The 23,090-nt window shown below is 43.9% G+C and carries 22 protein-coding genes; 8 read left to right on the forward strand and 14 right to left on the reverse strand.

Annotated features, from left to right (window positions below; all coding sequences use genetic code 11):
- Window positions 1-167: 167 nt before the first annotated feature.
- From ACJJIR_RS11715 to ACJJIR_RS11735, 5 genes are all read right to left on the reverse strand, one after another.
- Window positions 168-734, reverse strand: coding sequence for an undecaprenyl-diphosphatase (locus ACJJIR_RS11715; RefSeq protein WP_444905469.1), 567 nt, complete (start codon window positions 732-734; stop codon window positions 168-170).
- A 366-nt stretch (window positions 735-1,100) separates the two neighbouring features.
- Entirely contained in the window at window positions 1,101-1,727 is a 627-nt protein-coding gene (locus ACJJIR_RS11720) for a hypothetical protein (RefSeq protein ID WP_444905470.1), read from the reverse strand.
- A 638-nt stretch (window positions 1,728-2,365) separates the two neighbouring features.
- On the reverse strand, window positions 2,366-2,815 hold the full coding sequence (locus ACJJIR_RS11725) for a hypothetical protein (protein WP_444905471.1): 450 nt from the start codon (window positions 2,813-2,815) through the stop codon (window positions 2,366-2,368).
- Window positions 2,802-3,476 (reverse strand): response regulator, encoded by a 675-nt coding sequence (locus tag ACJJIR_RS11730; RefSeq protein WP_444905472.1) that lies wholly within the window; start codon window positions 3,474-3,476, stop codon window positions 2,802-2,804. Before ACJJIR_RS11730 ends, ACJJIR_RS11725 begins: the two co-directional genes overlap by 14 nt.
- Window positions 3,476-4,747 (reverse strand): sensor histidine kinase, encoded by a 1,272-nt coding sequence (locus ACJJIR_RS11735; RefSeq protein ID WP_444905473.1) that lies wholly within the window; start codon window positions 4,745-4,747, stop codon window positions 3,476-3,478. Before ACJJIR_RS11735 ends, ACJJIR_RS11730 begins: the two co-directional genes overlap by 1 nt.
- A 188-nt stretch (window positions 4,748-4,935) precedes the next feature.
- On the opposite strand from ACJJIR_RS11735, the gene ACJJIR_RS11740 reads away from it, so the two are divergent.
- The gene (locus tag ACJJIR_RS11740; RefSeq protein ID WP_444905474.1) at window positions 4,936-5,763 is read left to right on the forward strand and encodes a DUF2306 domain-containing protein; all 828 of its coding nucleotides are present in this window, start codon (window positions 4,936-4,938) and stop codon (window positions 5,761-5,763) included.
- Window positions 5,764-5,982: 219 nt separating this feature from the next.
- Here ACJJIR_RS11740 and ybiA read toward each other — a convergent pair whose 3' ends face one another.
- From ybiA to ACJJIR_RS11755, 3 genes are all read right to left on the reverse strand, one after another.
- Window positions 5,983-6,534: a riboflavin biosynthesis intermediates N-glycosidase gene (ybiA, locus tag ACJJIR_RS11745; protein WP_444905475.1), complete on the reverse strand. Its 552-nt coding sequence runs from the start codon at window positions 6,532-6,534 to the stop codon at window positions 5,983-5,985.
- Window positions 6,535-6,736: 202 nt separating this feature from the next.
- Entirely contained in the window at window positions 6,737-7,210 is a 474-nt protein-coding gene (locus ACJJIR_RS11750) for an NINE protein (protein ID WP_444905476.1), read from the reverse strand.
- Between the two features lie 490 nt (window positions 7,211-7,700).
- Entirely contained in the window at window positions 7,701-8,600 is a 900-nt protein-coding gene (locus ACJJIR_RS11755; protein WP_444905477.1) for an ADP-ribosylglycohydrolase family protein, read from the reverse strand.
- Between the two features lie 972 nt (window positions 8,601-9,572).
- Here ACJJIR_RS11755 and ACJJIR_RS11760 point away from each other — a divergent pair.
- Window positions 9,573-10,067 (forward strand): DoxX family protein, encoded by a 495-nt coding sequence (locus ACJJIR_RS11760; protein WP_444905478.1) that lies wholly within the window; start codon window positions 9,573-9,575, stop codon window positions 10,065-10,067.
- Between the two features lie 427 nt (window positions 10,068-10,494).
- The gene (locus ACJJIR_RS11765) at window positions 10,495-11,547 is read left to right on the forward strand and encodes a DMT family transporter (protein WP_444905479.1); all 1,053 of its coding nucleotides are present in this window, start codon (window positions 10,495-10,497) and stop codon (window positions 11,545-11,547) included.
- A 456-nt stretch (window positions 11,548-12,003) separates the two neighbouring features.
- Here ACJJIR_RS11765 and ACJJIR_RS11770 read toward each other — a convergent pair whose 3' ends face one another.
- The gene (locus ACJJIR_RS11770; RefSeq protein WP_444905480.1) at window positions 12,004-12,405 is read right to left on the reverse strand and encodes an amidohydrolase family protein; all 402 of its coding nucleotides are present in this window, start codon (window positions 12,403-12,405) and stop codon (window positions 12,004-12,006) included.
- Between the two features lie 869 nt (window positions 12,406-13,274).
- Here ACJJIR_RS11770 and ACJJIR_RS11775 point away from each other — a divergent pair.
- From ACJJIR_RS11775 to ACJJIR_RS11795, 5 genes are all read left to right on the forward strand, one after another.
- Window positions 13,275-14,306 (forward strand): XdhC family protein, encoded by a 1,032-nt coding sequence (locus tag ACJJIR_RS11775; RefSeq protein ID WP_444905481.1) that lies wholly within the window; start codon window positions 13,275-13,277, stop codon window positions 14,304-14,306.
- Entirely contained in the window at window positions 14,303-14,989 is a 687-nt protein-coding gene (locus ACJJIR_RS11780; protein WP_444905482.1) for a nucleotidyltransferase family protein, read from the forward strand. The genes ACJJIR_RS11775 and ACJJIR_RS11780 overlap by 4 nt, the downstream gene beginning before the upstream one ends.
- Window positions 14,990-15,147: 158 nt before the next feature.
- Entirely contained in the window at window positions 15,148-15,606 is a 459-nt protein-coding gene (locus ACJJIR_RS11785; protein WP_444905483.1) for a (2Fe-2S)-binding protein, read from the forward strand.
- 2 nt (window positions 15,607-15,608) lie between these two features.
- Complete coding sequence (locus ACJJIR_RS11790; protein ID WP_444905484.1) at window positions 15,609-17,852, forward strand: xanthine dehydrogenase family protein molybdopterin-binding subunit; 2,244 nt, start codon at window positions 15,609-15,611, stop codon at window positions 17,850-17,852.
- A 600-nt stretch (window positions 17,853-18,452) separates the two neighbouring features.
- Window positions 18,453-19,487, forward strand: coding sequence for an IS481 family transposase (locus ACJJIR_RS11795; protein ID WP_444905427.1), 1,035 nt, complete (start codon window positions 18,453-18,455; stop codon window positions 19,485-19,487).
- A gap of 96 nt (window positions 19,488-19,583) precedes the next feature.
- On the opposite strand, the gene ACJJIR_RS11800 is transcribed toward ACJJIR_RS11795, so the two are convergent.
- The 5 genes from ACJJIR_RS11800 to ACJJIR_RS11820 all read right to left on the reverse strand — a co-directional run bounded on the left by ACJJIR_RS11800 (window position 19,584) and on the right by ACJJIR_RS11820 (window position 22,864).
- Entirely contained in the window at window positions 19,584-20,429 is an 846-nt protein-coding gene (locus tag ACJJIR_RS11800; RefSeq protein ID WP_444905485.1) for an IS3 family transposase, read from the reverse strand.
- A gap of 8 nt (window positions 20,430-20,437) precedes the next feature.
- Window positions 20,438-20,746, reverse strand: a complete 309-nt coding sequence (locus ACJJIR_RS11805) for a transposase (RefSeq protein ID WP_444895975.1) — start codon at window positions 20,744-20,746, stop codon at window positions 20,438-20,440.
- Between the two features lie 26 nt (window positions 20,747-20,772).
- Window positions 20,773-21,417 (reverse strand): GlcG/HbpS family heme-binding protein, encoded by a 645-nt coding sequence (locus ACJJIR_RS11810; RefSeq protein WP_444905486.1) that lies wholly within the window; start codon window positions 21,415-21,417, stop codon window positions 20,773-20,775.
- Window positions 21,418-21,809: 392 nt separating this feature from the next.
- Window positions 21,810-22,355, reverse strand: coding sequence for a hypothetical protein (locus tag ACJJIR_RS11815; protein WP_444905487.1), 546 nt, complete (start codon window positions 22,353-22,355; stop codon window positions 21,810-21,812).
- 152 nt (window positions 22,356-22,507) lie between these two features.
- Window positions 22,508-22,864: a VOC family protein gene (locus ACJJIR_RS11820; RefSeq protein WP_413665542.1), complete on the reverse strand. Its 357-nt coding sequence runs from the start codon at window positions 22,862-22,864 to the stop codon at window positions 22,508-22,510.
- Between the last annotated feature and the right edge of the window lie 226 nt (window positions 22,865-23,090).

The following is a 23,090-nucleotide window of genomic DNA, read 5'->3' on the forward strand; positions in this document are numbered from 1 at the left end:
CTCATCGCTTCCATCAATCCAGTTCAGCATACCATTAATCGAGAGGAACAATGAAAACTCCACTTCTATTTCTTCACTATAAATGACAGCCCCCTAACCCAATGTATGGTATATAAAATAGAAAGTAAATATTATAAATGCAAGAGAAGCATCAACTACTTTTAATTCTAACCGACCCTCTTCCCAGGTAACTTTTTAACCAAAAAATTTAAAAGGAATTGAGTTTTATATTGTATTTTAAATACGACAACTGATGAGAAAATTGCTACCAAAATGGCACCTAGTATATCTAAAGGATAGTGAACACCAACAAAAACTCTGGATAAGCCACTAACAACACTCAACAGGCACAAAACAGCACCGATTACCCTAGTTGATTTGTTAAATAGAAGCACTATAGCTATCGAAAAAATAAACGTAGTATGGTCTGAAGGAAATGAAGAGTCCGGCGCATGTTCTACTAATTGCGTACCGAGATTATTCACAAATGGACGAGAATGATAATAAAAAATAGAAATAATATAGCTCATTAACATACCGAGTAACACAGACAACCCGCAATTCAGGCTGGACCTTTTTCTTTCTATACTTGGATCAAACCATAGATAGAGCATCACGAGCATAAAAATATAAGGCATGACCTCTGCTGCAGCTATTAAAACAGTATCTAAAATTGCACTTTTTCCTGCAAATTGATTAATAATAACAAAAGTTGTTTCGTTGAATTTTTCCATTTAACAACCTCTGAACTCCTTCAAAATCTTAATATTAAGCCTTTATCCAGGCGAAACAATGTGTACCCAGCATGGTACAAACGGTAGTTTTTGGGCTGGAATTCATTAGTGTATGTAGCCAGCTGCTTTTATACTTGGAAGACATAGTACTGTAATAGACTTTAGTCTTTGTAGTGCTCTAGTTGCTCAATAGCTTCAATCCATCCCTTATCATAGTCCAGGAGTCGACATACACCATAATTCCCCCAAACAGGAAGAATATAATTAACACTAATATTTTAAATTGGAAGCTCATTACTCATATCTATTTACCCTCAAGGTAGCAGTGTAGAGAATTTTCCACTTTTACTTATCAAGCGCTATTCTTTAACAATTTAGCACTGGAACATATGTACTTTCGCTGACTTTAAATTCGATTGGCGGGATTGTAACTTCTTCACCATTTACAAATAGAGGCGGCAGTTTTACCGTAAAATACTCCAGATTTTCAGGAGATATTACTACCTCAGGTCCCCAGAACCCATAAGACTCATCAGATGGTATTTGGTATGGCTGTTGAAAAAATGGCAGCTCAACTTGGGATTCACTACCATCAAGAAAAGTGATAGTAGCTACAGCACTTGAGAATGAGATCTCGATATGTTGGGATTTGCGTTCGGCGATTAAGCTCTCTTTAGTCTTCTTTTCTTGCTCTGAGGGAAATAATGACCAAGTGCCATTTGGCTCAGGATGTCTATACAAGACAGGCCTTACATAGGCAATTAACTTTGTACCTTCTGGGTGACGCTTTGTAGGTTGTTTGGCCAAGACTCTAAATATCAGCCAATCGTAATCAGGAAGACTGAACTCTAGTACTTTTTCAGCCCCATAACATGCCGGGTTTTCGGTGCTGTGCCATCCTATTGGAGCACTCGGTTTTAAGTATGGCCCGGTACTACAACCAGCTAAAATAAAAGCAGCACAAGAAAGTAGATTTATTCGCTTGATACTCAAATACACTCCGATGTATAACAGTTAATCCATCAGAAACTTATATATCACGCTTTTATCTAGTTTCATAGCTCATTAGTCGAATTACACAAAAAGTTCTGAGAATTAAAAGCCCGCTGTAACTGATACGGATGTTCAAGTCAAACATTGGACAAGACCCGCTATAATTCTACCCTTTCCTTTTTCTATATTTTTTAGAGATTCTAGTTTAGGTTAACGAGCTATTGAAATAGCTGCTATACATAATAAAGTATAGCCACCAATACTGCTTCCACTCTCCTCCCTCGGGTGATTAAGCACTTTATCCGCTGCCCCTTTCATATCATCTATTTCCGCGCCCACCTACTCCGCCCCAAAGAGCTAGTTTACCTACAAATTGTAACAAATCTCTCAGTCGCAGAGCTGGAACTGAAAAGAAGCCATACGTTGTTTCTGGAGAATTTACTCGGAAAGCTATCTAATGAGCTGCGGTGAAAAAAGCCATGAAGTTATCGGAAGGGTTCGCTTCAAGTCTATTTGGAATGGATCTAACAAAGCGATGCTCCACCAAAACCACTTTAACCGATGGAGTTGTTTTTGAATAAGACACCTTGAGGTTTATGGTGTTGAATGTTAGCAAAACTCGCCGGGCGTTTGTGCTACTAAATGTCCATCTCAACCGGCGGTTCTGCTGACATAGGCCATACCAGTCCAGTTCTTGTTACTAGGAGCAATAATACAAAAGACATCTCCAATGCGAGAAATATACCAATAGGGTGATTGGGAACCCCACGTATCATTAGGTAGAACAAATAGCTCGTAGTAAGCAAATTTACCGCGAGAGTAACGTTGAGGGCATAGCGACGTTCTTGCCAGAGTGGCTTACAAAGCAGGAGGTTCAACACCGTCGTGCCGGCGAGCGTCACACCGGGTAACATCAACAACAAACGACGGAATAAACCGATACCATCGCTGGTTACCAACGGCCAGATGGCAACAAAGTGGCCCTGGGCTCCAAGGAAGAGAAACAGCCCCAGAACCACAGTGCCACAGGCGGCAAGGCGATAAAGTGCATTGCGTTGCAAAGCAGGCTTTGATCTAGAAGCCGACATCACGCTCCCCCACTGTGGCTAGGCCACATTCGTAGGCAAATACGACTGCCTGCGCACGATCGCGCACCTCCAATTTTGACAGCATACTGGAAACGTGGGTTTTCACGGTAGCAGGGCCAATAAATAGGGTCTCAGCAATCTCTGCATTACTCTTGCCTGCGGCGATGGCTTCCAGTACTTCACGCTCCCGGGTGGTCAGGCGCTCCAGCCGCTTTGCCAGGTTGCGCCCAGTTCCCAGTTTCTGTGCGAACTGGCTTATCAAGCGTTGGGTGATGCCCGGTGCAAGCATGGCACCGCCCTCTGCTACGGTGCGCACTGCCTGTACCAGCGCCTCTGGGGGAATGTCCTTGAGCACAAAGCCACTGGCGCCAGCCCGCAGCGCACGAAACACGTATTCATCAGGATCGAACGTGGTCAAAATAATGACACGGCAAGTTGCATCACTAGCTTCCAGGATGCGCGCTGTGGATTCCAGCCCGTCCATCTCCGGCATACGGATATCCATTAGGATGATATCCGGCTGGTACACTCGCGCGGCTTCAATCGCCTCGACGCCGGTACCGGCCTCGGCGACCACCTCGATATCGGGCTGGTTATCCAGAATCAGGGCAAAACCGCGTCGCACCAAAGCCTGGTCGTCCACTACCATCACTCGCAACATTATGTTTTCACCATTCCTGTAGGTAGTTGTGCATATAACTCAAAACCGCCACCATCGACTACACCCGCATACAGATAGCCACCGAGCAGTTCCGCGCGCTCGCGCATTCCCGCGATGCCGTGCCCACCGCCTGGCTGCCCATCAATAGCTATTTCCCTCATGGGCCACTCGCCGTGAGTATTTCCATCATCGCGCACTCGAATTGTGAGAGTGCCGTGATCTGCGCGCACACTCACTTGCACTCGCGCTGAAGCACCGACGTGCTTGATGACATTGGTGAGGGATTCCTGAACGATGCGATAGGCGGCGAGCGCGACGCTGGTTGGCACTTTCTCCAGTGCACCGTTGGCCTCATAGTCAACCTGGGTTAACACCTGTCGGACCTTTTCAATCAGATCTGGCAAATCGCCGAGTTCTGGTTGCGGAGTGAGCGCAGTGTCGTTATTAGTCGGTCGCAGTACACCGAGTAAATGACGCATTTCTGCCATGGCCTGACGGCCAGCCGCCTCTACAGAAGCCATAGCCTCATTAGCAGCTTGCGGGTTATTGCGGCTGATAGCCCTGGCGGCACCGGCCTGCACAGTCATAAGACTCACTTGGTGCGCCACCACATCATGCATCTCACGGGCGATTCGAGTGCGCTCGGCTACAACTGCGCGCTCGGATTCGGCATTGCGCTCGCGCTCCAAATACTTGGCCCTCTCTTCCAACAAGCGCAGATATTCACCGCGAAAGCGCAGCCGGCGGCCGATATACCACAGCGCCCATACCAGCATCACCGTTACTGTGCCTGCTGCAGTTGGCTGAACCGGAATACCCTGGTCAAGCGCCACAAAAACCAGCGTCGCGATAACGCCAAAAAAGCTGGCCCGGGTATTGGCCTCGTAACGACCGAGGCTATACAGCGAAATCGCCATAGCCACGATGCCATCTGCCGGCAAACCCAGCTCCAGCAATATTGTTGCGCCGAGAATAACGGCCTGTACCTGCCAAGGGTGGGTGCGACGCCACAACAGAGCGAAGGAGCCAACGAATGCACACTGGAAAGCAATAACATCCCACAGGCTCTGCATGGATAGCACTTCGGGGGAGCCGTTGCGCGACCACATCAAAAGCGTCAGCAAGAACATAAGCAACGCAATAAACAAGTCGGTCAGGTGCGGCCATCGCTCAAACGGCCCACGTAAGGGCCGCCACATAGGGAGCTTGGGCAGTTCCGTGCTGGCATTGGGCGGATTCGGCGCAGGCGTACTTAGGGACGAAGATTTCATTTCCGCATGCTAAACCAGGGGCAACCAGCTGTCATGGGACTTTCGGGGGAGATGGATACGGCAAACTCTCCACCTTTTGGGGGAGTTCGATTCCTGCCTGCGGCCGATGTGCGTAGGTCTGAAAAAGCAGAACATGTTCGGCAAGCACATTCAGACCCAATGCGGACCATAATCGCCTGGAGAACCCCATGAACGACGCTGTACTCAGCCAAACACTACCGCGACCATTCGATACCCGGCGGGCAGTTAACCTGTCGGTAAAAACCTGGTTCTGCATCGCGGCTATCGGCCATGCGATCTTCTTCGCCTATATCCTGGCCGTCTTCTACCCACCCATTGCCGAATCAGGAGTGCACGGCTTGAAAGGGCTACATCTGCCGGCAGGCTTCCGCGAGGGAGATATCTTAGGCAACCTGGCTTCGGTGAGCCACGTGCTATTGGCCGCGATTGTCATCGGCGGTGGTCCACTTCAGCTGATCCCTTCGGTGCGACGCCATGCCCCTAACTTCCACCGCTGGCTGGGACGCAGCTATCTGCTGACCGCTGTCATCGCCAGTATTGCGGGGCTCTACATGACCTGGACGCGGCACACCGTTGGCAACCTGGTGTCGCAGATCAGCATTACAATGGACGGCATACTGATTCTGTTATTTGCCTTTCTGGCAGTGCAGACTGCGATGGCCAGACGCATTGCTGAGCACCGCCGCTGGGCCTTGCGCCTTTTTATGGCAGCAAGTGCAGTGTGGTTTTTTCGTGTAGCCTTGATGGGCTGGGCAATGCTAACCGGCGGCTGGGGGATTGACTGGAAATCCTTTACCGGGCCTTTCCTATATGCACTGGGCTTCGGCCAATACCTGCTCCCACTGGCCATGCTGGAATGGTATTTTCACTGTCAAAAGCGTGGAGCCGCACAGGGTGCCCAGATTGCGTTTGTCAGTACATTAGTGCCGCTGACCGTGTTTATGACCATTGGTATTTTTGCCGCTACGATGGGAATGTGGCTACCACGGATCTAAGGCTACTTGGGTTGGTTATCGTGAACTTCCTGTGCTGATTTGGCTTTAGAGGTTCACGACTTGGAAATCCCGCTGCTGAGCGAAGAAGTGAGTTAAGCAAAGAACTAGAAACTAGAGCACTAAATTAATTTTGGCACTACACATTTGTGTGATGCGAGGAGTTACCTCCTACTGACAGCTCGGCATCCACTTTCGCCTATTCTATACCCACAGGCAATTTTAGAAGCCTGTTAGCCTGGCTCTCACTTCCATAAGTGCGAACCCTAAAAGATTAAGGCCTTTCCAATCGTTAGGGTTTTCTGACGAAGAATTATCTTGGGCCAGACCAATCCCCCATATTCTATCTACTGGACTAGCCTCAACTAATACTCTGTCTTCTGTATTAAGCAAAAATTGCTTTAGCTCAGAATTTTGAGAAAACTTAGCAAAATTAGCATTTACCACAATCTCAAATCGTTTCTCATTCCATATTTCTTGCTGGAAGCCACGTACCCCGCGACCAATTGCCTTAGCCTCTCCAGGAGTGCCAGCAAGGAGAACTTTCTTGCACGCGCTGTCGTCACCAAATAACTTCGCCTTATGGTACATCATGTAATGCTCTGCAGTTATAAATTTATTTGCATCTTCTACGAACTTTGACTCATACCACTGACTAAAACAGCTCTTTGATACTTGACTTCCTATTTCCTGGTGCCCCCAGAAAAAGATATACTTCACCCTATTGCCTTGATTTACAAAATCAACAAGTTCATCTCTAGTTGTGATCTTCACATTTACTGCCATATGCTTAATGTAATACTATTCTTAACTGTATTTTACTGAGCCGCTCACAGAGTGAGCCAAAGTGTTGAACCCTATAGGAATTTAAGGTCGTGAAAACATTTGAATTCCAAGATCTAAGTCTATTTATGTAACTCCACTGAGCCTTAATGACGACTCCACTAAGAGAGACCGTCATTAAGTTATTATAAAGCTAACGAGACTCTAATTGTTGTTGCTGAGCGCGCTCAACATAGTCTTGATATGCAGGAATTGAAACCGCAGCTAAGATTCCAATTACAGGTATTACTACAAAGAAGAGTATAAGCACTAAAACTAATGCAGAACTTCCATTTTTATGCCCATATTTATCTAACCACTTCTCGTCAGAAGTGCATAAGAACACAATTCCTTCGATAAAGGAGATTAGTCCTGGAATTCCCGTCCAGCAGAATAGAAGATAGAACAATCCCCACCACTGCCCTAGATAGAATCGATGAATACCAAAGCCACCTAAGAATATAGCCAGCAACCCTGCAGCCACCTTTCCTTTGCCGCCTACCTGCTGAGCCGCACCACAACTTGGGCAAGAGGGTGCCGTTCTTGAAATCTGGGACCCGCAGTCTCTACAAAATACTAGGTTTCGTTCAAGCTCAGATGTGGGCTGTTCATAGATATTTCCGTCCACATTAATACTCCTTAATCTACTTCCAAAATATAACAGTTCACTCACAAGTAGCGACTATATATCACGGTTCCCTATAATTCTAAAGCCTACCAAACTGTCCTCCTCCGCACCTCCAGTTTATTCAGTCCACAAGAACCAACTCCCAAGGTATTCTTCAAAGAATGAATACTCATATCCAGAGTTTCAGTGATAAACAACTAGGTTTTTCTTCCTAAAAGCGAATGGCAATCAAGTCAAGATAGGCATTCATACCCTCAATTCTCACATCCCCCACGAAGGAAGGAGCTACACGGAATGAAAGCGGGTAGTCGATTATCCAAAGCATCAAGCCGAATAGAGGGCCAAACTCTAAGGAAGCACCACTACCCTTTTAGGTAGCAGCATATAAGTGTATTTACCGTACTCACCCCACCATCATTAGCATAACGTATAGTATGTCGCAGACCCGTTGAAAGCCAAACAAGTGGCTAAAACGAGATTTATATCCTGGTTAGATGGTCCTACCTGCATGATATAGGTCAATCGCCAACTTTCTTATCTCAGCTGACATTACAATCCCCTCTCGCCAATTAACTGGAATGTTGGAGTACCCATAAAAAGCACCCGCCATCTGCCCGCAAATAGCCGCAGTTGTATCCGCATCATTACCGAGATTTGCAGCCAAAAGGATACACTCGCGAAAACTATTTCCATGATAAAAGCACCAAGCAGCCGCAATCAAACTCTCTATCACATATCCACTGCCATTTATCTCTTTATAGCCAAGTGCGGAGAAATCCTTGTTGGTTAGTGATCGAAGTTCCTCGCAATAATCAGTTGGATCTAACCCATCAAAAACTTCATCTTTACTTCCCGCTCTAAAAGCTCGATAAATCAATAGTGAAAGCATCCGGCAAGAGCTTATGCAAAGATAAGACCCATGTGTTGTCCTTGAGCTTTCTCCAGCATATTTGATACAAAGCTCTTCGCTCTTACTGAAGAAAATAGGTATTGGTGCCAGCCTCATTAGCGATCCATTCCCAGATGACCGTATATCTATACTTCCAGAAAATGGATCTCTAGTTTGAAGGTATTGCTCTAAGGACTTGGATACGGTAATTCCGATATCAAAACATCGTCCGTTACTACTCATATACCCGTATTGATACCAATTACAGTAGCGATTCATTTGGTCTTCTGGATCAAAGTCGAGTTTGCTTAAGAGGCTATGAGCAAGGCAAAGAGCCATAGATGTGTCATCTGTCCATTCTCCACGTTGTAGCCTAAAAGGGCCGCCTCCAACCATATCTTTAATTGGCTCGAACGTACCTCGTACCTCAAACTCCAGCGTAGTACCTACAGCATCTCCGCAAGCTAACCCTACGAGAGATCCAATAATCCTATCTTCCAACTTAAATATTACCTCAATCCTTGTTTGCCAACGCTGTGATAACTACAGCTACTCTGTCATCGTAACTGTGAGACGATAGCGAAGTCATGTACATCTAACACATGAAAAATCCAGCAAGTGAACTGCCTTCTTGTCAAGAACCTCCAGAAAAACCGCTAGCTTTCCTCATATACAGATTCCTTTCCACCCCAACTCACCTTTAACAACATGATAATACCCTACTTCAGAAAAGCTTGATAACAAATGAATACCAGGCTCTACAGCCAGGCTTGCAGATTATAACTTTTTACAGGTTGATAGCTTCTGTTCCGAACAAGAAAATCTTCTAGGTATACCCTATCAAAAGATACACATATCTTACTACTGTGGGCTTAAGCTCTTATGGTATAGATGCCACTACGAATAGAATGCAAAAAGCACTTAATGAGTTGGTATAAATACAAATTTTGGGTAGTATTAACGTCATATGTCGCTATAAGATATCTAGAAAGTCATCTTACGCTCCTACCAAATATGGTTAGTTAGCTAACCAAATTGTCGAGGACTATCTATTTGGCGTAATTACTATGGGCACGTATCAATTCGCTTGCCTTGGCGTGTAAGTAAGCTAATATGTTTTAGTTATCTGGATATCGTAGCTTTTGTTTTAAATATCTCGCTAGCGCATGGTATTCCGGCATGAGCACAAACCCAAATGGTTCATTTGGGATGAGGAATGAATGAGTTACTGTCATGCAAAGCATCGCTTTCATTATCTTTGCTTGTTAATAAGAGGATGTCTACTATACCGGCTGTTATCGGTGAATCCTCAACCCCCTCCAGAATTTACAAAAGTACAGTAACAATGACTGATTCAGCTATTCATTTACATCCTGCTTATATACAACTCAGGAATATAAACAATATGTAACTATATGAAAAATAGAGACCATCCAATATCAGGCGCAAAAAACACCCTACTGGAGCGTAAAGATGTTCACAAAATCCTCTCCTCTAATTAATAAAATACTTGTCGGCAATCCCGGATGGGAGTGGTTGCCTATTTTAATTACGCGAGTATCACTGGGATTGTTTTTTTCGGTATCAGGATACAACAAGCTATTTATCCCTGAGAGGCATGCAGATCTTATTAACTTAATGAATGAAATAGGAGTTCCATTTCATGAATTTATGGCATTTTTTTTAGCTTCTGTGGAGTTCTTCGGAGGGTTACTTTTAATGGTAGGCCTACTGTCAACACTTGTCGCCGTCGTCCTGTCTATTGTGATGATTGTTGCCATTATTACCGTTGAAATAGAAAGTGTCATCCCTAAAGATATTGGACCATTAGATTGGATGAGCTGGTTTCTCTATTTACCTCAAGTTTTATATATTATTTTATTCATATGGCTAATAATTACAGGTCCTGGAAAATTCAGTTTAGACAATCTAATCGCAAGTAAACTAGGCATTCACAGGATCAAGTAAAAATGGAATGGCTGCCTACGAAAAGATACATTGCGCTGAGGTATCATCACTATCTTTATACCTAATAGTAACATGCCAATAAAGCAGAAAATGCGAAATCTAGTTCACCATATGGTGAACTTATAGAACTTCAATGTTAGTAAAGTAGGTAAAGATCTTACTTCCATATACTCTGGATGAACTGCATAGACACACCCTATCCAGTAAGTTGCTAAACAAAGATAATACCTAACAACATCCCCATTCTAGATAAAAACCCCAATATCCTTATATACAATAAAATTCTCTTTTCCAGACAACTATTGGATTTGGTCTAAACTAATCCAGATCAGAATCACCTCTCCTCAACAGCCAGATAGTAAAGGCGTACTTTGCTTTGGGTGAGGTAAACTCATTACAGCCCACCATGGCGCTCAAGGGATACTAGATGGAAAATCAACACGCCGTAAAAAGTACCAGATTTTGGCTGTGGATTTCGATTCTTATTTTTGCTGCCTCCAACTCAGTCGTTGCAAAAATCGGGGAGTTAGGTGCCAGCCACCCCATTAATGGAAACAACCCAATCTCTTTTTGCAACCTTTTGTTCGCTGGAAATCTCTTGGCGGGTATCACTCTTTTAATAATCTATAGGAAAGATTGGCGTCTCAGCATCTTAAAGCAATATCCATTCAAAGACTGGTTTTACATGTTCGTGCTTATTTTGATGTCTGGAGTTCTTGCCCCCGCCTTCTTCTTTATTGCTCTGATGCTCACAGAAGTGACCAATGTCGTTTTAATTGCAACTCTAGATGCTCCCTTGGGGCTTTTGTTCGCTTATCTGATGTTCAGGGAAAGGCCTACTGGGTTCGCAATAGTGGGAGCCCTTGTGGTAACGGTTGGTGTTATTGCAATTTTTGTCCTACACCAATCCCCGATGGAAGATCCAATGAGCATGAAAATGCTGAACCTTGGAAATCCAGCCATGAACCAATTTCTTCAAGACCTTCCCAAAGCTGGAGAAATTTTAACCGCTGTAGCAACACTCTTAGGAGTCATTGCCGTTCAGGCGAGCCGGAAACTGCTTGATCGCGTCCCTATTGGCGTCTTTTCAACTTTCCGCATGCTTGCGGGAGCGATACTCTTTTCGGTCATTGTCCTCTCTGTATTTGGCCCCCACCACTTTGACGACCTTTTCTCTCCTTTCCTCTGGGTGTGGATGCTTGTATACGGGGCAATCATTATTGTCTTTGGGCAGATCACCTGGTTTAAAGGACTCCAAGGAGGGGCGAGCTCTGCTGATATCTCTATCGCCACAGCCATTACTCCCGTAGCCGGTACTTTCTTCGCCTTTCTTATCCTGCAAGAGGTTCCCAACTTCGCTCAAATCATTGGGGGTATCATTATTATGTCCGGAATAGGTATCTCATTACTCGGCCAATATCGCGAGCAAAAAGCCATCGAAATGAAGTATGAAAAACCATGCTCTTTTAAAGGGGTATAGAGCTTAGTAGATGAAACAGATACTATAGTGGAGACTTAGGTGACGATATAGGCTTTGCAAGGCTAGGTAGAGGACTTTGCGAAAATTCAAAGCTCAAAACTATCGCCTATATTGAGAGAAATCTCTGTTCGCATGGAGGTATAGCTAAAAGACATTGGTGAAAAATTTTTCTTACTAGGAAGCTAACTTACCTGAGGTTGGACTTCTGAATTAGCCAATCCTGACCACCTGGCAAAAATCCCAAGCTATAATTTAAGACGGCAAATACTTACATATACCAATTCAAACCTGATCTTCCAATTACCACTGTTGTAGAAAACACACTGCAAACCAAAATCCGAATTAATACAAGCAAGGCTCATTCTCGGGGTCAACCTTGCCAACAATCTATTCATAGGCGAGTAGCAATGTGTTTTCCTAGTAAACTAATTCTCAGGGAACCATAGCGATTTTATATTACTCTAGAACATCATATTTTCCAAATCCATCTATACCAACAATTACCGAGGTAACACCCTGAAAGATCTGCGGTAACATTTTTTTACCCTGCGGATCATTGAGATCTGCATGGCTATGCATGTCAATAAACCCAGGAGTAACATATAACCCCTCAGCATTAATGGTTAATTTAGCCTTGCTCCTAAGACTATCAGCGTTCCCTACAAAGACTATCTTGTCATCGACCACTCCTACATCTTGCTTTATCCATGGATTACCTGAACCATCGATAACTTTTCCATCAAGAATCAAAATGTCCAAATAATCTATTTTATTGTTCTGTGCCAGAGTTACCGCACTGTAGAAAAGGAACAATAAAACAAGGCAATACTTAACTAATAAACTCTGTGTAAATTTCACAATTACTCCCCATTAACTACATAACTCAAACCAAGAACTTCACGATACGGCAAAATAGATAATTCCACACCTTTAATACCCCATGCTTTAGAATACCGCTATTTTCAGCAAGAATTGAAACACCAAATAATATGATACCTGCGATGAGAAAATTGAGAATCGACTTGGTATTCATAATCATCCTTATCAATTTATCTTTATATGGCACACCACAAAACACAACTAAACGGACTTAAAATTCACCGCATTCTAACCTTATCTGTTACAATCTTTGAATCAAACACTACTTATCGCTTAAACAAGACCGGCTATCGATATAATTCATATGAATCTCGAATTTTTCCTGGCATTGCAATACTAACGTTTAGTTAACCTTATAAATATTGACGTAACCAATGGTTTCCCAGCACTAGCAGCTTAATATGTAATTTTCCATTCTACATCCATTACCCTTTTGCCTTGTTTTACTCTTCTACCAAAGATCAATTACAGAAACCTCTACTCACTAAGCCTTTCCTTACCGAAAGTATCACTAGGAAGTAAGTTACTGATTCGACTCGGGACAAGCTAGTGAGCTGGCACCACTATTTCAGAGGCGGTCAAAATAGAAAATAATCGAATATGGGCCATTTAGGACAAAACTCCACTGCCTCGCCTCAGATTCTACCCTTATAGAAGCAGCCCATTATTAGACGAAAGCACACATCAACTTCCGACTATCGCGCTTAACAGCACAGCTGCCGCATTTTCTGGGAACGACCTTGCATTTTATTCACATTCTTGGAGTATCGCTAAATTGTGGTGTTTTACAGTTTAATGGGTTCCAAATAGGTTTGTAGGTCATTTTTCATGTATTCGAGCACAGAGTTATGTCGCACCATATTGAAGCCCTATTAAGTGAATGGCAGGCATCGCCTGAGAATGATTGGGTACTTGCCGTAATCACCAAAGTTCAGGGCTCAGCATATCGAAAGGCGGGAGCGATGATGTTGTTTCACCCACTAGGTAAGAGTATTGGCCTAGTCAGTGGTGGTTGCTTAGAGGCCGATTTAAAACGATACGCTCAACGCGCTATTCAGTATGATACTTCGATTAAAGTGATTTACGATGCCAGTGATGAGTCGGATGCTAGCTATCAATTAGGCTGTGGTGGCATTGTAGAACTAATTTTATTTCCCCTCACGCATAGAAACCAATATCTTCAGTTACATTGCCTTTTAGAATATTTGAACTCGGGAAACTCCGCTTTCTACGAACTGGAGTTACCTATTCAAAATACCAATTCAAGAGATCTTGTTGCGAGAGTTATTGCCCCAGAAGCAATGGGCTACCAGATTGGTAGCACTACCAAAGCTACCTTATCACTACAAAATGGAAAAGCAGATGCTCTGCATCCGAGATTAATTATTCCCTGCCTACCCCGCTTCCATATTGCTGTTTTTGGTGGCGGGTTAGATGCTCAGCCAGTAGTCAAAATTGCTCAAGAACTAGGCTGGAACATTACGGTGATTGATGAACGCGCAAGTTTTGCCCGTCATTACGATTTCCCTGGTGCAAGTATTCTAAAGAAACCCTATTCACAGCTGACTACATCGCTGCTGAGTCAGTTTGATGCGGCGATTGTGATGCACCACAACTTGGACTTGGATGCGAAGGCGTTACAAGCCGTAAGCCTAACGAAGCTACACTATGTTGCGCTGCTCGGCCCTCCACATAGACGTGATAAAGTTCTTGATAGAGCGAGGATAAAAGTAAGTGATTTCTATGGTGTCTTTTCCGCACCGGCAGGTTTAGCATTAGGTGGTGAGCTACCTGAGTCCATTGCTTTGAGCATCCTGGCTCAATGTCACGGAGTATTGCATCAAGCTAGATTGTTACCTCTAGACAAGGTCGCAACGTGAATAAATTTATTCGGGAGACAGCTAGACAACCTTCAAAACGGATACTGGTAGCATTGCTCGCTGCCGGAGAAAGCCGTAGATTTAATGGTATAAAGTTACAAGCAACAGTAGATGTGATTGACTCAAATGGGAAGATTAAGAGTCAGCCTCTGCTGTTGCAAACGCTTGATAAACTAACCAGCCTAAACACAAAAACATCAACCGGGCTAAAAGTAGAGTTATTGGTAGTTCTGGGAGCGCATCAAGAGAAGCTGGCTAATTTGTTGTCTTCCGATGTGAACCGGCGATTTAACCCTAACTGGCAAAGTGGTATTGCAAGCTCTATCAAAGAAGCAGTTATCGAAGCCGAGGCACTTAAGGTAGATGGTTTGCTAATTGCCTTGGCTGATCACATAGGCGTAACTTTGGATGATTATCAACAATTAATCTCTGCGTGGCAGTCATATGGGCAAACTTGCTGCGCCCAATATCAAAATAGTTTTGGCGTACCTGCAGTATTTAACTCCTCAGATTTTACTGATCTCGCATCTCTCACAGGCGATACAGGCGCAAAGCACTTATTGAAAAAGAAATCTAATCTAGATGCTTTATCAATTGTTGAGATCGAAGGTGTCGCCATAGATATAGATCGTAGAGCTGACATAGAAAAATGGCAACAAATGATTGTGGAGAATCTCAGTTAGGGCTTATTTTCAGTTTTTAGTGAGAGTATCAATTTACATAAGTACTTCCGTAAAACTAGCTGTGCGATACTCAGATTTCCAAGTCAGAGCCAGTTAACGAAAAGAAGCGATTTCGCCACCGATACGCAATTACTAGTGGGATTATCAAGGAGTGGGTAATGTCAGATAAGAAGTTAACCTTAACCATCAACGACAAAAATTACGCACTAGATGTTGCACCTGAGATGCCACTTTTGTGGGCAATCAGAGATTTGCTTGGATTAACAGGCACTAAATATGGTTGCGGTGCTGGATTGTGTGGAGCTTGTACAATCCACTTGGACGGAGTGCCTACGCGAGCATGTTTAACGACGGTTTTGCAAGCCAACGGCAAGAAAGTAACTACCATCGAGGGGCTGCAATTTGCTGAATTGAAGCAAGCATGGAGAGACAATAACGTTCCACAATGTGGCTATTGTCAGTCTGGCCAGCTTATGACTGCTGCCGCGTTATTGACCCAAAACCCATCACCAAGTGATGAAGAGATTAACTCTGCCATGGCTGGAAATATTTGCCGTTGTGGTACCTACACACGAATTCGAGCTGCTATTCAAGACACCGCTAAAAAGAGAACTTAATAATGAGTAGCTTTACAGCCGTAAAAAATTTCAGCCGCCGGGATGTACTTAAACTATTTGGAGCAACTGGCGGGGGCTTAGCTTTAGGTGCAAGTGGGATGAGCTGGAGTCCGATGGCCATAGCACAAGGAAAGGAGCCGAGGTTAAACCTGTTTGTTGCTGTTGGCGAAGACAATAAAGTCTATCTTACCTGTCATCGTTCAGAGATGGGCCAAGGTATTAGAACCGGGATACCTCAGATACTTGCTGATGAGCTTGAGGCTGATTGGCAACATGTCGTTGTGATTCAAGGGTTAGCCGATAAGCGCTATGGAAGCCAGAATACCGATGGGTCACGCAGTATTCGTAAGCATTATGACAAAATGCGACAAATGGGGGCAATAGCTCGGACCATGCTGGAACAAGCTGCAGCAGACTCATGGCAAGTACCTGTCGGAGAAGTGGAAGCCAGGAATCATAATGTTGTACACGTAAAGTCGGGCAGAAGCTTTAGTTATGGAGAGCTAGCAGTTGCTGCTGCTAAACTACCCATACCAGAATTGAACCACGTGAAACTGAAGGAAAACAAGGACTTTAAACATATCGGCAAATCTCACAAGATTGTCGACATGGATAATATGCTATCCGGAAGAGCTAGATATGGCTACGATATTCAAATAGATGGCATGTTGTATGCCAGTATAGCCAGGCCCCCGGTTCTCGGTAGTGATGTAGAAAGTTTAGATGATACCCTGGCACGCAAGGTTCCCGGGGTTGTGGATGTGATTCAATTACCTGTGCCCGAAGGACCACCTAAGTTTCAAGTTTTAGGTGGTGTAGCAGTTATTGCTACTAACACCTGGAGCGCCTTGCAAGGGCGTAAAGCATTAGAAATAACTTGGACTGCCAGTAAGAATGATAGCCACAGCAGCACAAGTTTCATGGAGTCGTTAATTCAGGGGGTCAAGGAGCCTGGTAAATTAGTTCGCCAACAAGGAGTTGAAAACACCGATTGGCCGGAGGACTCTACCCAGCAAGCCATATACACAGTGCCCTATTTGGCCCACGCACCGATGGAAGCTCCTGCTGCTGTAGCTTCAGTTACACCAAATGGCTGTGAAATCTGGGCATCAACACAAACACCCCAAAGTACGCAGCAAAATGTAGCAGCAAACCTCGGGCTCAATGACGAACAAGTGAAAGTTAACGTCACGCTATTAGGGGGCGGCTTTGGAAGGAAGTCAAAGCCTGACTTTAGTGTGGAAGCGGCACTATTGTCTAAAAAGCTTGGACGGCCGGTTAAAGTTAGCTGGAGCCGCAAGGACGATATCCAAAACGGCTACATGCACGCAATTAGTGCCCAATTTTATCAAGCAAAACTTGATAGCGATCAAATGCCAACGGCAATACTACAACGTACCGCCTTTCCATCTATTAGCACTACCTTTGCCGAGAACGTGGAGTACCCCTCAGCTGGAGAACTGGACCTTGGCTTTGTCGACATTCCATTTACTGTGCCTAGTCATCGTTGTGAAGCGGTTAAAGCATTGGCGCATACCCGTATCGGCTGGATGCGCTCAGTGAGTAATATTCAGCACGCCTTTGGTATTGGTAGTTTCGTGGATGAACTGGCACACAATGCCAAAGTATCATGCCCAAAGATGTGGAAAGAAATGTTGGGCCAACCTAGGCATATCGACTTTTCTGGTCAACAGTTCAAATACGGAAACTACGGAGAGGATCTATCACGTCACCCAGTCGATATTGGTCGCTACCATCAGGTGATTGATATTGTTGAAAGGAATATGGCTGAATTTGCACCTAACCAGCCAAATCAAGGCTGGGGCTTTGCCGTTCATCGAAGCTTTAATAGCTATGTAGCTATAGCTATTCTGGTGGAGGTGGAAAACACAAATCTTAAGGTACTGCAAGCAATTGCAGCTATTGATGCTGGACTTGTTGTTAACCCTGATAGAGTTGTCTCACAAACCGAAGGCGCGGTGATTTTTGGCTTAAGCTTGGCGATGATGGGAGAGGTAGCCTTTGAAGATGGGAAGGTTAAGCAGTCCAACTTCCATGATTACCCTGTACTTTGTATGGGGCAGTGCCCTGATATTTCGGTAACGGTAGTGAGTGCCAATTCTGCTCCAGCAGGCGTTGGTGAGCCTGGTGTGCCACCCGTAGCCCCTGCATTGACCAACGCGATATTTGCAGCAACAGGAACCAGAATTCGCAATCTGCCAGTAAATAAAAAACTTAATGTTTAAGTTATAATCACAATCGCAAAGGTAGAGCTTTATATCCCCCTACTCGTTCTTCGTGAAGGGGGATATATAAAAGAAAACAGCGTAGACAAAGACCCACAGAACTGACTGAACATAATGCAATTCCATTATTGACTCATCAAACTCGTCTCGATCTACAACTAAAAAAAAATCGCTCAAAAGTTTCTTAATAAAAGCATAGATTGCTACGTAGCAACGGGATACAGGGTTAGAAATTTTCACTTTTTCGACTTCCTCACACTGAAGTCTCATAGTTTTTGGGCCATAGCCTTTACCTTGTTGGGCAACATCAAATAAGGACAGATCTATAAAAACATCGTTCGGCTTGCCATTATCATTATTGGGATAGTGTAGAATACTGTTCTTACTGGAAACTAAATTACTTTTTTGTTCTAACCGAATAAATTTTAGAGAAGCTTGTCGCTATATCAACTGATTCGGGAGAACATGCGGGATGCCCCCAACCACTGGCGCTAACGTGTATTAGTTCAGACCAAATCTGACACATCCTCTTGAAAAAGAGGGGTTTACCGGTTTTGATGAAGGTGCCTAAACCTAAAAGCAAAACCAAGGATAAACCCCATGATCCATACTAATGATCGCATCATCAAACACAAGACCGGATTGCTAAATCTGGCAGAAGAACTCGGCAATATCTCCAAAGCTTGCAAGATGCTGGGTGTGTCGAGAGACACTTTCTATCGCTATAAGGAAGCCGTTTCAAGTGGCGGTGTGGACGCCCTTCTTGAGAAGAACCGGCGTGTGCCCAACCACAAGAACCGTGTTGACACAGTCATTGAAGAGGCCGTGTTAACTTATGCCCTCCAAGAGCCTGCCCATGGGCAGGTTCGAGTTTCCAATGAACTGCGTAAACGCGGTGTATTTGTGTCCCCTAGTGGCGTTCGGAGTATCTGGTTACGGCATGACCTGGCTAACTTCAAATTGCGATTAAAGGCACTTGAGGCCAAGGTCGCTGAGGAGGGACTGATCCTCACAGAGTCACAGGTTCAGGCTTTGGAGAGAAAACGGCATGATGATGAAGCCTGCGGTGAAATTGATACTCAACACCCAGGTTATCTGGGCTCTCAGGATACCTTCTATGTAGGAACCTTTAAGGGCGTCGGACGTGTTTACCAACAAACCTATGTCGATACCTATGCAAAGGTGGCTCATTGCAAGCTGTACACCACCAAAACGCCAATCACTGCGGCGGACCTCCTGAATGACCGTGTACTACCGTTTTATGCCTTACATGATCTACCAGTGCTGCGTATCCTAACTGATCGCGGTACGGAGTATTGTGGCAAATTGGAACAGCACGACTACCAGTTATATCTAAGTGTGAACGAAATAGAACACACTAAGACAAAAGCCAGACATCCACAAACTAATGGAATCTGTGAGCGCTTCCATAAGACCATTTTACAAGAGTTCTACCAACCCTCATTACGCCGCAAGATCTATGGATCAATAGAAGAGTTACAAACGGATCTGGACGAGTGGCTCACATATTACAATAATGAGAGAACTCATCAGGGTAAGAAGTGTTGCGGTCGAACACCGTTAGCAACTCTTGAAGATGGAAAAAGCATCTGGAAGGAAAAGCTCGTAAACTGAATTTGACCTGACAGAGCATCTCCTGAGAAACCGGTAACTGTCAGATCAAGTCTGAACTACTACAGTGGTCTTGCCCACAAAAAGTAGACACTCTAACTATGCGTATTTTCGCTCATACTCTGCTGGACTTACATAGCCCAATGCAGAGTGCCTACGAACCCTATTGTAGAAAATCTCAATGTATTCAAACACCTCAGATTTTGCTTGCTCTTCGCTTTCGAATGTTCCGGCATAGACCAGCTCGACTTTTAGCCTGCTAAAGAATGATTCCATTGCCGCATTATCCCAACAGTTAGCCTGGCGACTCATACTCGGCTTGCACTTGCTTTCGGACAAGAGATCCTGGTATTTCTGCGATCGATATTGCACACCCCTGTCAGAGTGAACTAGCAGTCCAGGCTTTATTGGTCGTCGCTCTAGGGCCATTTTCAATGCTCGACGTGTCAATTCATCGGTCATCTGCGAGTCGAATGCCCAACCTACAATACGTCGAGAGTACAGATCCATAACTACCGCGAGGTATAGCCACCTATCCAGAACCCAGATATACGTAATGTCACTGGTCCAGCGGCAATTTGGTCGATCCACATCAAAGCAACGCTTAAGTAAGTTGGCGGAGACGTTAATGCTCCCCTCCACGGGCTGACTATATCGAAAGCCTTTGCCGTTTCTCGCTTTAATATGTTCCTGTTGCATAAGCTTAGCGACGTAGTTCCGCGAGCATGGCTCACCTAACTCTTGAAGCTCGCAAGCAATTCTAGGCGCGCCATAACGACCTTTAAACTCAGCAAACGTCTCTCGGATTTTCTCGATTGTTCGTATCTCTCTAATCGTGCGAGCAGATGGCAATCGCCCCCGCCATCGATAATAACCCGATCTTGAGACTTCTAAACACCGACACATCAAGCTAACCGGGAATGACCCTACATGCTCTTGTATCAATGCGTACTTTACTCTTGGTGGTTCGCAAAGTACGCAGCTGCCTTTTTTAGAAACTCAACCTCCTGACGAGCTTCATGCAGCTCCTTCTTGAGTTTGCGAACTTCAGCGCTTTCCTGTTTGGAATAGTCGACACCGTCTAAACTATTGAACTGCTTATCAGACAGTCGATTAAATTGACGACGCCAGTTGTAGATCTGCTGTGCGCTGACGCCTAGCTCTCGCGCCACAGAAGCCGTTGTTGCTCCAGGCTTTTCCGCTCTCTTAACTGCTTCTCTGCGGAACTCCTCCGTATACGCCTGAGTTCTTTTCTTACCCATGATACACCTCCGTGTTAGGCCTAAACCTAACTATACAGGGTGTCTACTAAACGTGGGTAAGTCTTACAGCTAACGCCATCAACAATATCATAGACAATATTGTCATCCTTATTGGGGCTAACTCCTGAAGGCACATAATCTAGCTGGAGGTTGTGGCGCAATTTCCATGCGATATTATGATCTGCACATGAACTATCACCGCTAACCCCTAGAGCACCAATAAGCTTTCCATCCTTATTATACAGAGCTAAGCCGCCACCAAATACATTAATTCCTCCGATCTTTTTACCCACCATCGGGTCATCTTCTGTGCCAATTTGATTTGATGAACCACCATAAGCGACATTTGTATCAACTGGATTGCTATGCTGTAAGCCATATAAACTACCACCAGGCTGTACAGCCGAAAAAAGGTTGGCCGTTGATAGTGATAGGTCGGGAAGACTGAAAGCATTCGCCGTGTTTGCCTTTTGCGCTGAAATAACTCTGCTCCCAGGCCATTGATCACCTCGGTCCTTGCCTGAAAATGCAACTAATTTAACGACACCATCCCTGTCAACGATAGTTGCCCACATATTAAAGTTAAATCCACCATTTTTTTCGCTTACAATATCTTTAAGCACTTTCTGAAGCTCAGAATGCGTTGGGAATTTAACTGAAGCAGCGTCCATACCAACTTCTCCTTTTCTCGCTCAAGTAATTAGCATCCAATCATAGTAGCTTATTGCATTAAATGTGCTTCAACCACTAAAGGTCAGTAGAGCCAACCTATACTCTGCCAGCAAGTTTGAAAATTATTTTCTCGCCTACCTGATTGAAGACTGCCTCTATTGAGAGTTATGACTAGTTTACAACCAACAAGCAGGATAGATCATATTAATCTCCATCCAACTGGTTACGAACCATCTAAATTCAACTTAACTACACGAATGATTGACGACCACAAAATAAACACTATCTAAAATAAAAAAGTCTATATACACAATAAACGATTTTAAGCTAGAAGAATTACTCAAATAATAAATTATAGAAAACAATCATGTCTTTTTACAACTGACTCTTATCAATAAGCAGGGTTATAACCGGCCACCCAAAATACATTTTCTTCACCATTTATACCTATTGTATCGAACGACTCATATACCCATAGGTCTGAATCTAAATTTCTATCTAGCTCATCAGAAAGATACTGTATATTATCTTTAATTGATACGCCCTTTGGATTAGAAGACATTATTAGAGCCAGTCCTTTTGCCGGACTACACTTTCTTAATTTATCAAAGTCACTTCTAATTTTAGGTATTTCAGGACTACCTGTTGAGCTCATCCACCTCTTCATTTCCACCACCACTTCTATTTCTGATGGCACATCTTCCCGGAAAACAACAAGATCAATTAAGTCATATTCGACCTGAATCCTTCTAGCGAAGCATCTAAAAAGGTACCTGGCAATGATGAACTGATAATATCTCTCATTATTTATTTTTAGAATCCCAGCTTGGTCACACGAGTAGCAAGAATTATTGGAAAGTGACTCCTGAAGATACTGATCCTCCTCCTGCAGAGCCTTACATGATAAAGAAATTATATCTTTTAATATTAAATCCACCTATCCTCCAACTCACTATTACGCACCACATTGAAGAGTTACTTTGGAAATCAAACTTTAAAATATAAAACTGTAAAGAAACATATACTCGCCACCAAGCAACATCAATGAAGGTCATGCTTCACCAATATAGATAATAACTGACTTTATTACTAAGATTTAGCTTCCCTAAGCTGAATGTGATTCCCCTCAGGGTCAGCTACGTTACAAACCTTGAAAATTGGATTTGACCACTCACCTTCCATAGCCCTGCCCCCAAGTGCCTCAGCCTTATTCTTTGCATCTTCAAGACATTCCACCATGACAAATAGTTTAATTGTGTTGAAATTTCGCTCAGGGAGCTCTATGGGCGGGACGTGTACAACAATATTAAATCCATCTTTACCTATACTAATTAACTTATCTGATTTATGTAGTACGTGAAAATCAAACATTTTTAGATAGAACTCGGAGAGACCCTGTATATCTCTTGCATATATTACGACTCCAAACTTTGATGTTTCACTCATATCTTACCACCCCTTACTTTACAAGACTTCTAAATATCTCGACTTATATTGCATAAGAAACAGCCTCCAAATACAATAAGTTATTGGCAAACTAAAAAATATTAAACCTTAAATCTCAGTCACAAGCCTCAAACTATAGAGCATTTTCCATCTATATTGAGATAGATCTATAACAACAAGAGACAGTTAAAGAATAGATGCCATCTGCATCCACCCTTGCCCTAAC

The sequence above is a fragment of the Microbulbifer maximicatervae (SeqCode) genome (genome assembly GCF_052467385.1).

What these genes read in the sequence shown, in the direction of transcription:
- ACJJIR_RS11775 (WP_444905481.1), top strand. Translation starts at nt 13,275, where the DNA reads ATGTCGCACCATATTGAAGCCCTATTAAGTGAATGGCAGGCATCGCCT.
- ACJJIR_RS11765 (WP_444905479.1), top strand. Translation starts at nt 10,495, where the DNA reads ATGGAAAATCAACACGCCGTAAAAAGTACCAGATTTTGGCTGTGGATT.
- ACJJIR_RS11735 (WP_444905473.1), bottom strand. Translation starts at nt 4,747, where the DNA reads ATGAAATCTTCGTCCCTAAGTACGCCTGCGCCGAATCCGCCCAATGCC.
- ACJJIR_RS11715 (WP_444905469.1), bottom strand. Translation starts at nt 734, where the DNA reads ATGGAAAAATTCAACGAAACAACTTTTGTTATTATTAATCAATTTGCA.
- ACJJIR_RS11810 (WP_444905486.1), bottom strand. Translation starts at nt 21,417, where the DNA reads ATGGACGCTGCTTCAGTTAAATTCCCAACGCATTCTGAGCTTCAGAAA.
- ACJJIR_RS11730 (WP_444905472.1), bottom strand. Translation starts at nt 3,476, where the DNA reads ATGTTGCGAGTGATGGTAGTGGACGACCAGGCTTTGGTGCGACGCGGT.
- ACJJIR_RS11740 (WP_444905474.1), top strand. Translation starts at nt 4,936, where the DNA reads ATGAACGACGCTGTACTCAGCCAAACACTACCGCGACCATTCGATACC.
- ACJJIR_RS11805 (WP_444895975.1), bottom strand. Translation starts at nt 20,746, where the DNA reads ATGGGTAAGAAAAGAACTCAGGCGTATACGGAGGAGTTCCGCAGAGAA.
- ACJJIR_RS11790 (WP_444905484.1), top strand. Translation starts at nt 15,609, where the DNA reads ATGAGTAGCTTTACAGCCGTAAAAAATTTCAGCCGCCGGGATGTACTT.
- ACJJIR_RS11725 (WP_444905471.1), bottom strand. Translation starts at nt 2,815, where the DNA reads ATGTCGGCTTCTAGATCAAAGCCTGCTTTGCAACGCAATGCACTTTAT.
- ACJJIR_RS11760 (WP_444905478.1), top strand. Translation starts at nt 9,573, where the DNA reads ATGTTCACAAAATCCTCTCCTCTAATTAATAAAATACTTGTCGGCAAT.
- ACJJIR_RS11795 (WP_444905427.1), top strand. Translation starts at nt 18,453, where the DNA reads ATGATCCATACTAATGATCGCATCATCAAACACAAGACCGGATTGCTA.
- ACJJIR_RS11785 (WP_444905483.1), top strand. Translation starts at nt 15,148, where the DNA reads ATGTCAGATAAGAAGTTAACCTTAACCATCAACGACAAAAATTACGCA.
- ACJJIR_RS11820 (WP_413665542.1), bottom strand. Translation starts at nt 22,864, where the DNA reads ATGAGTGAAACATCAAAGTTTGGAGTCGTAATATATGCAAGAGATATA.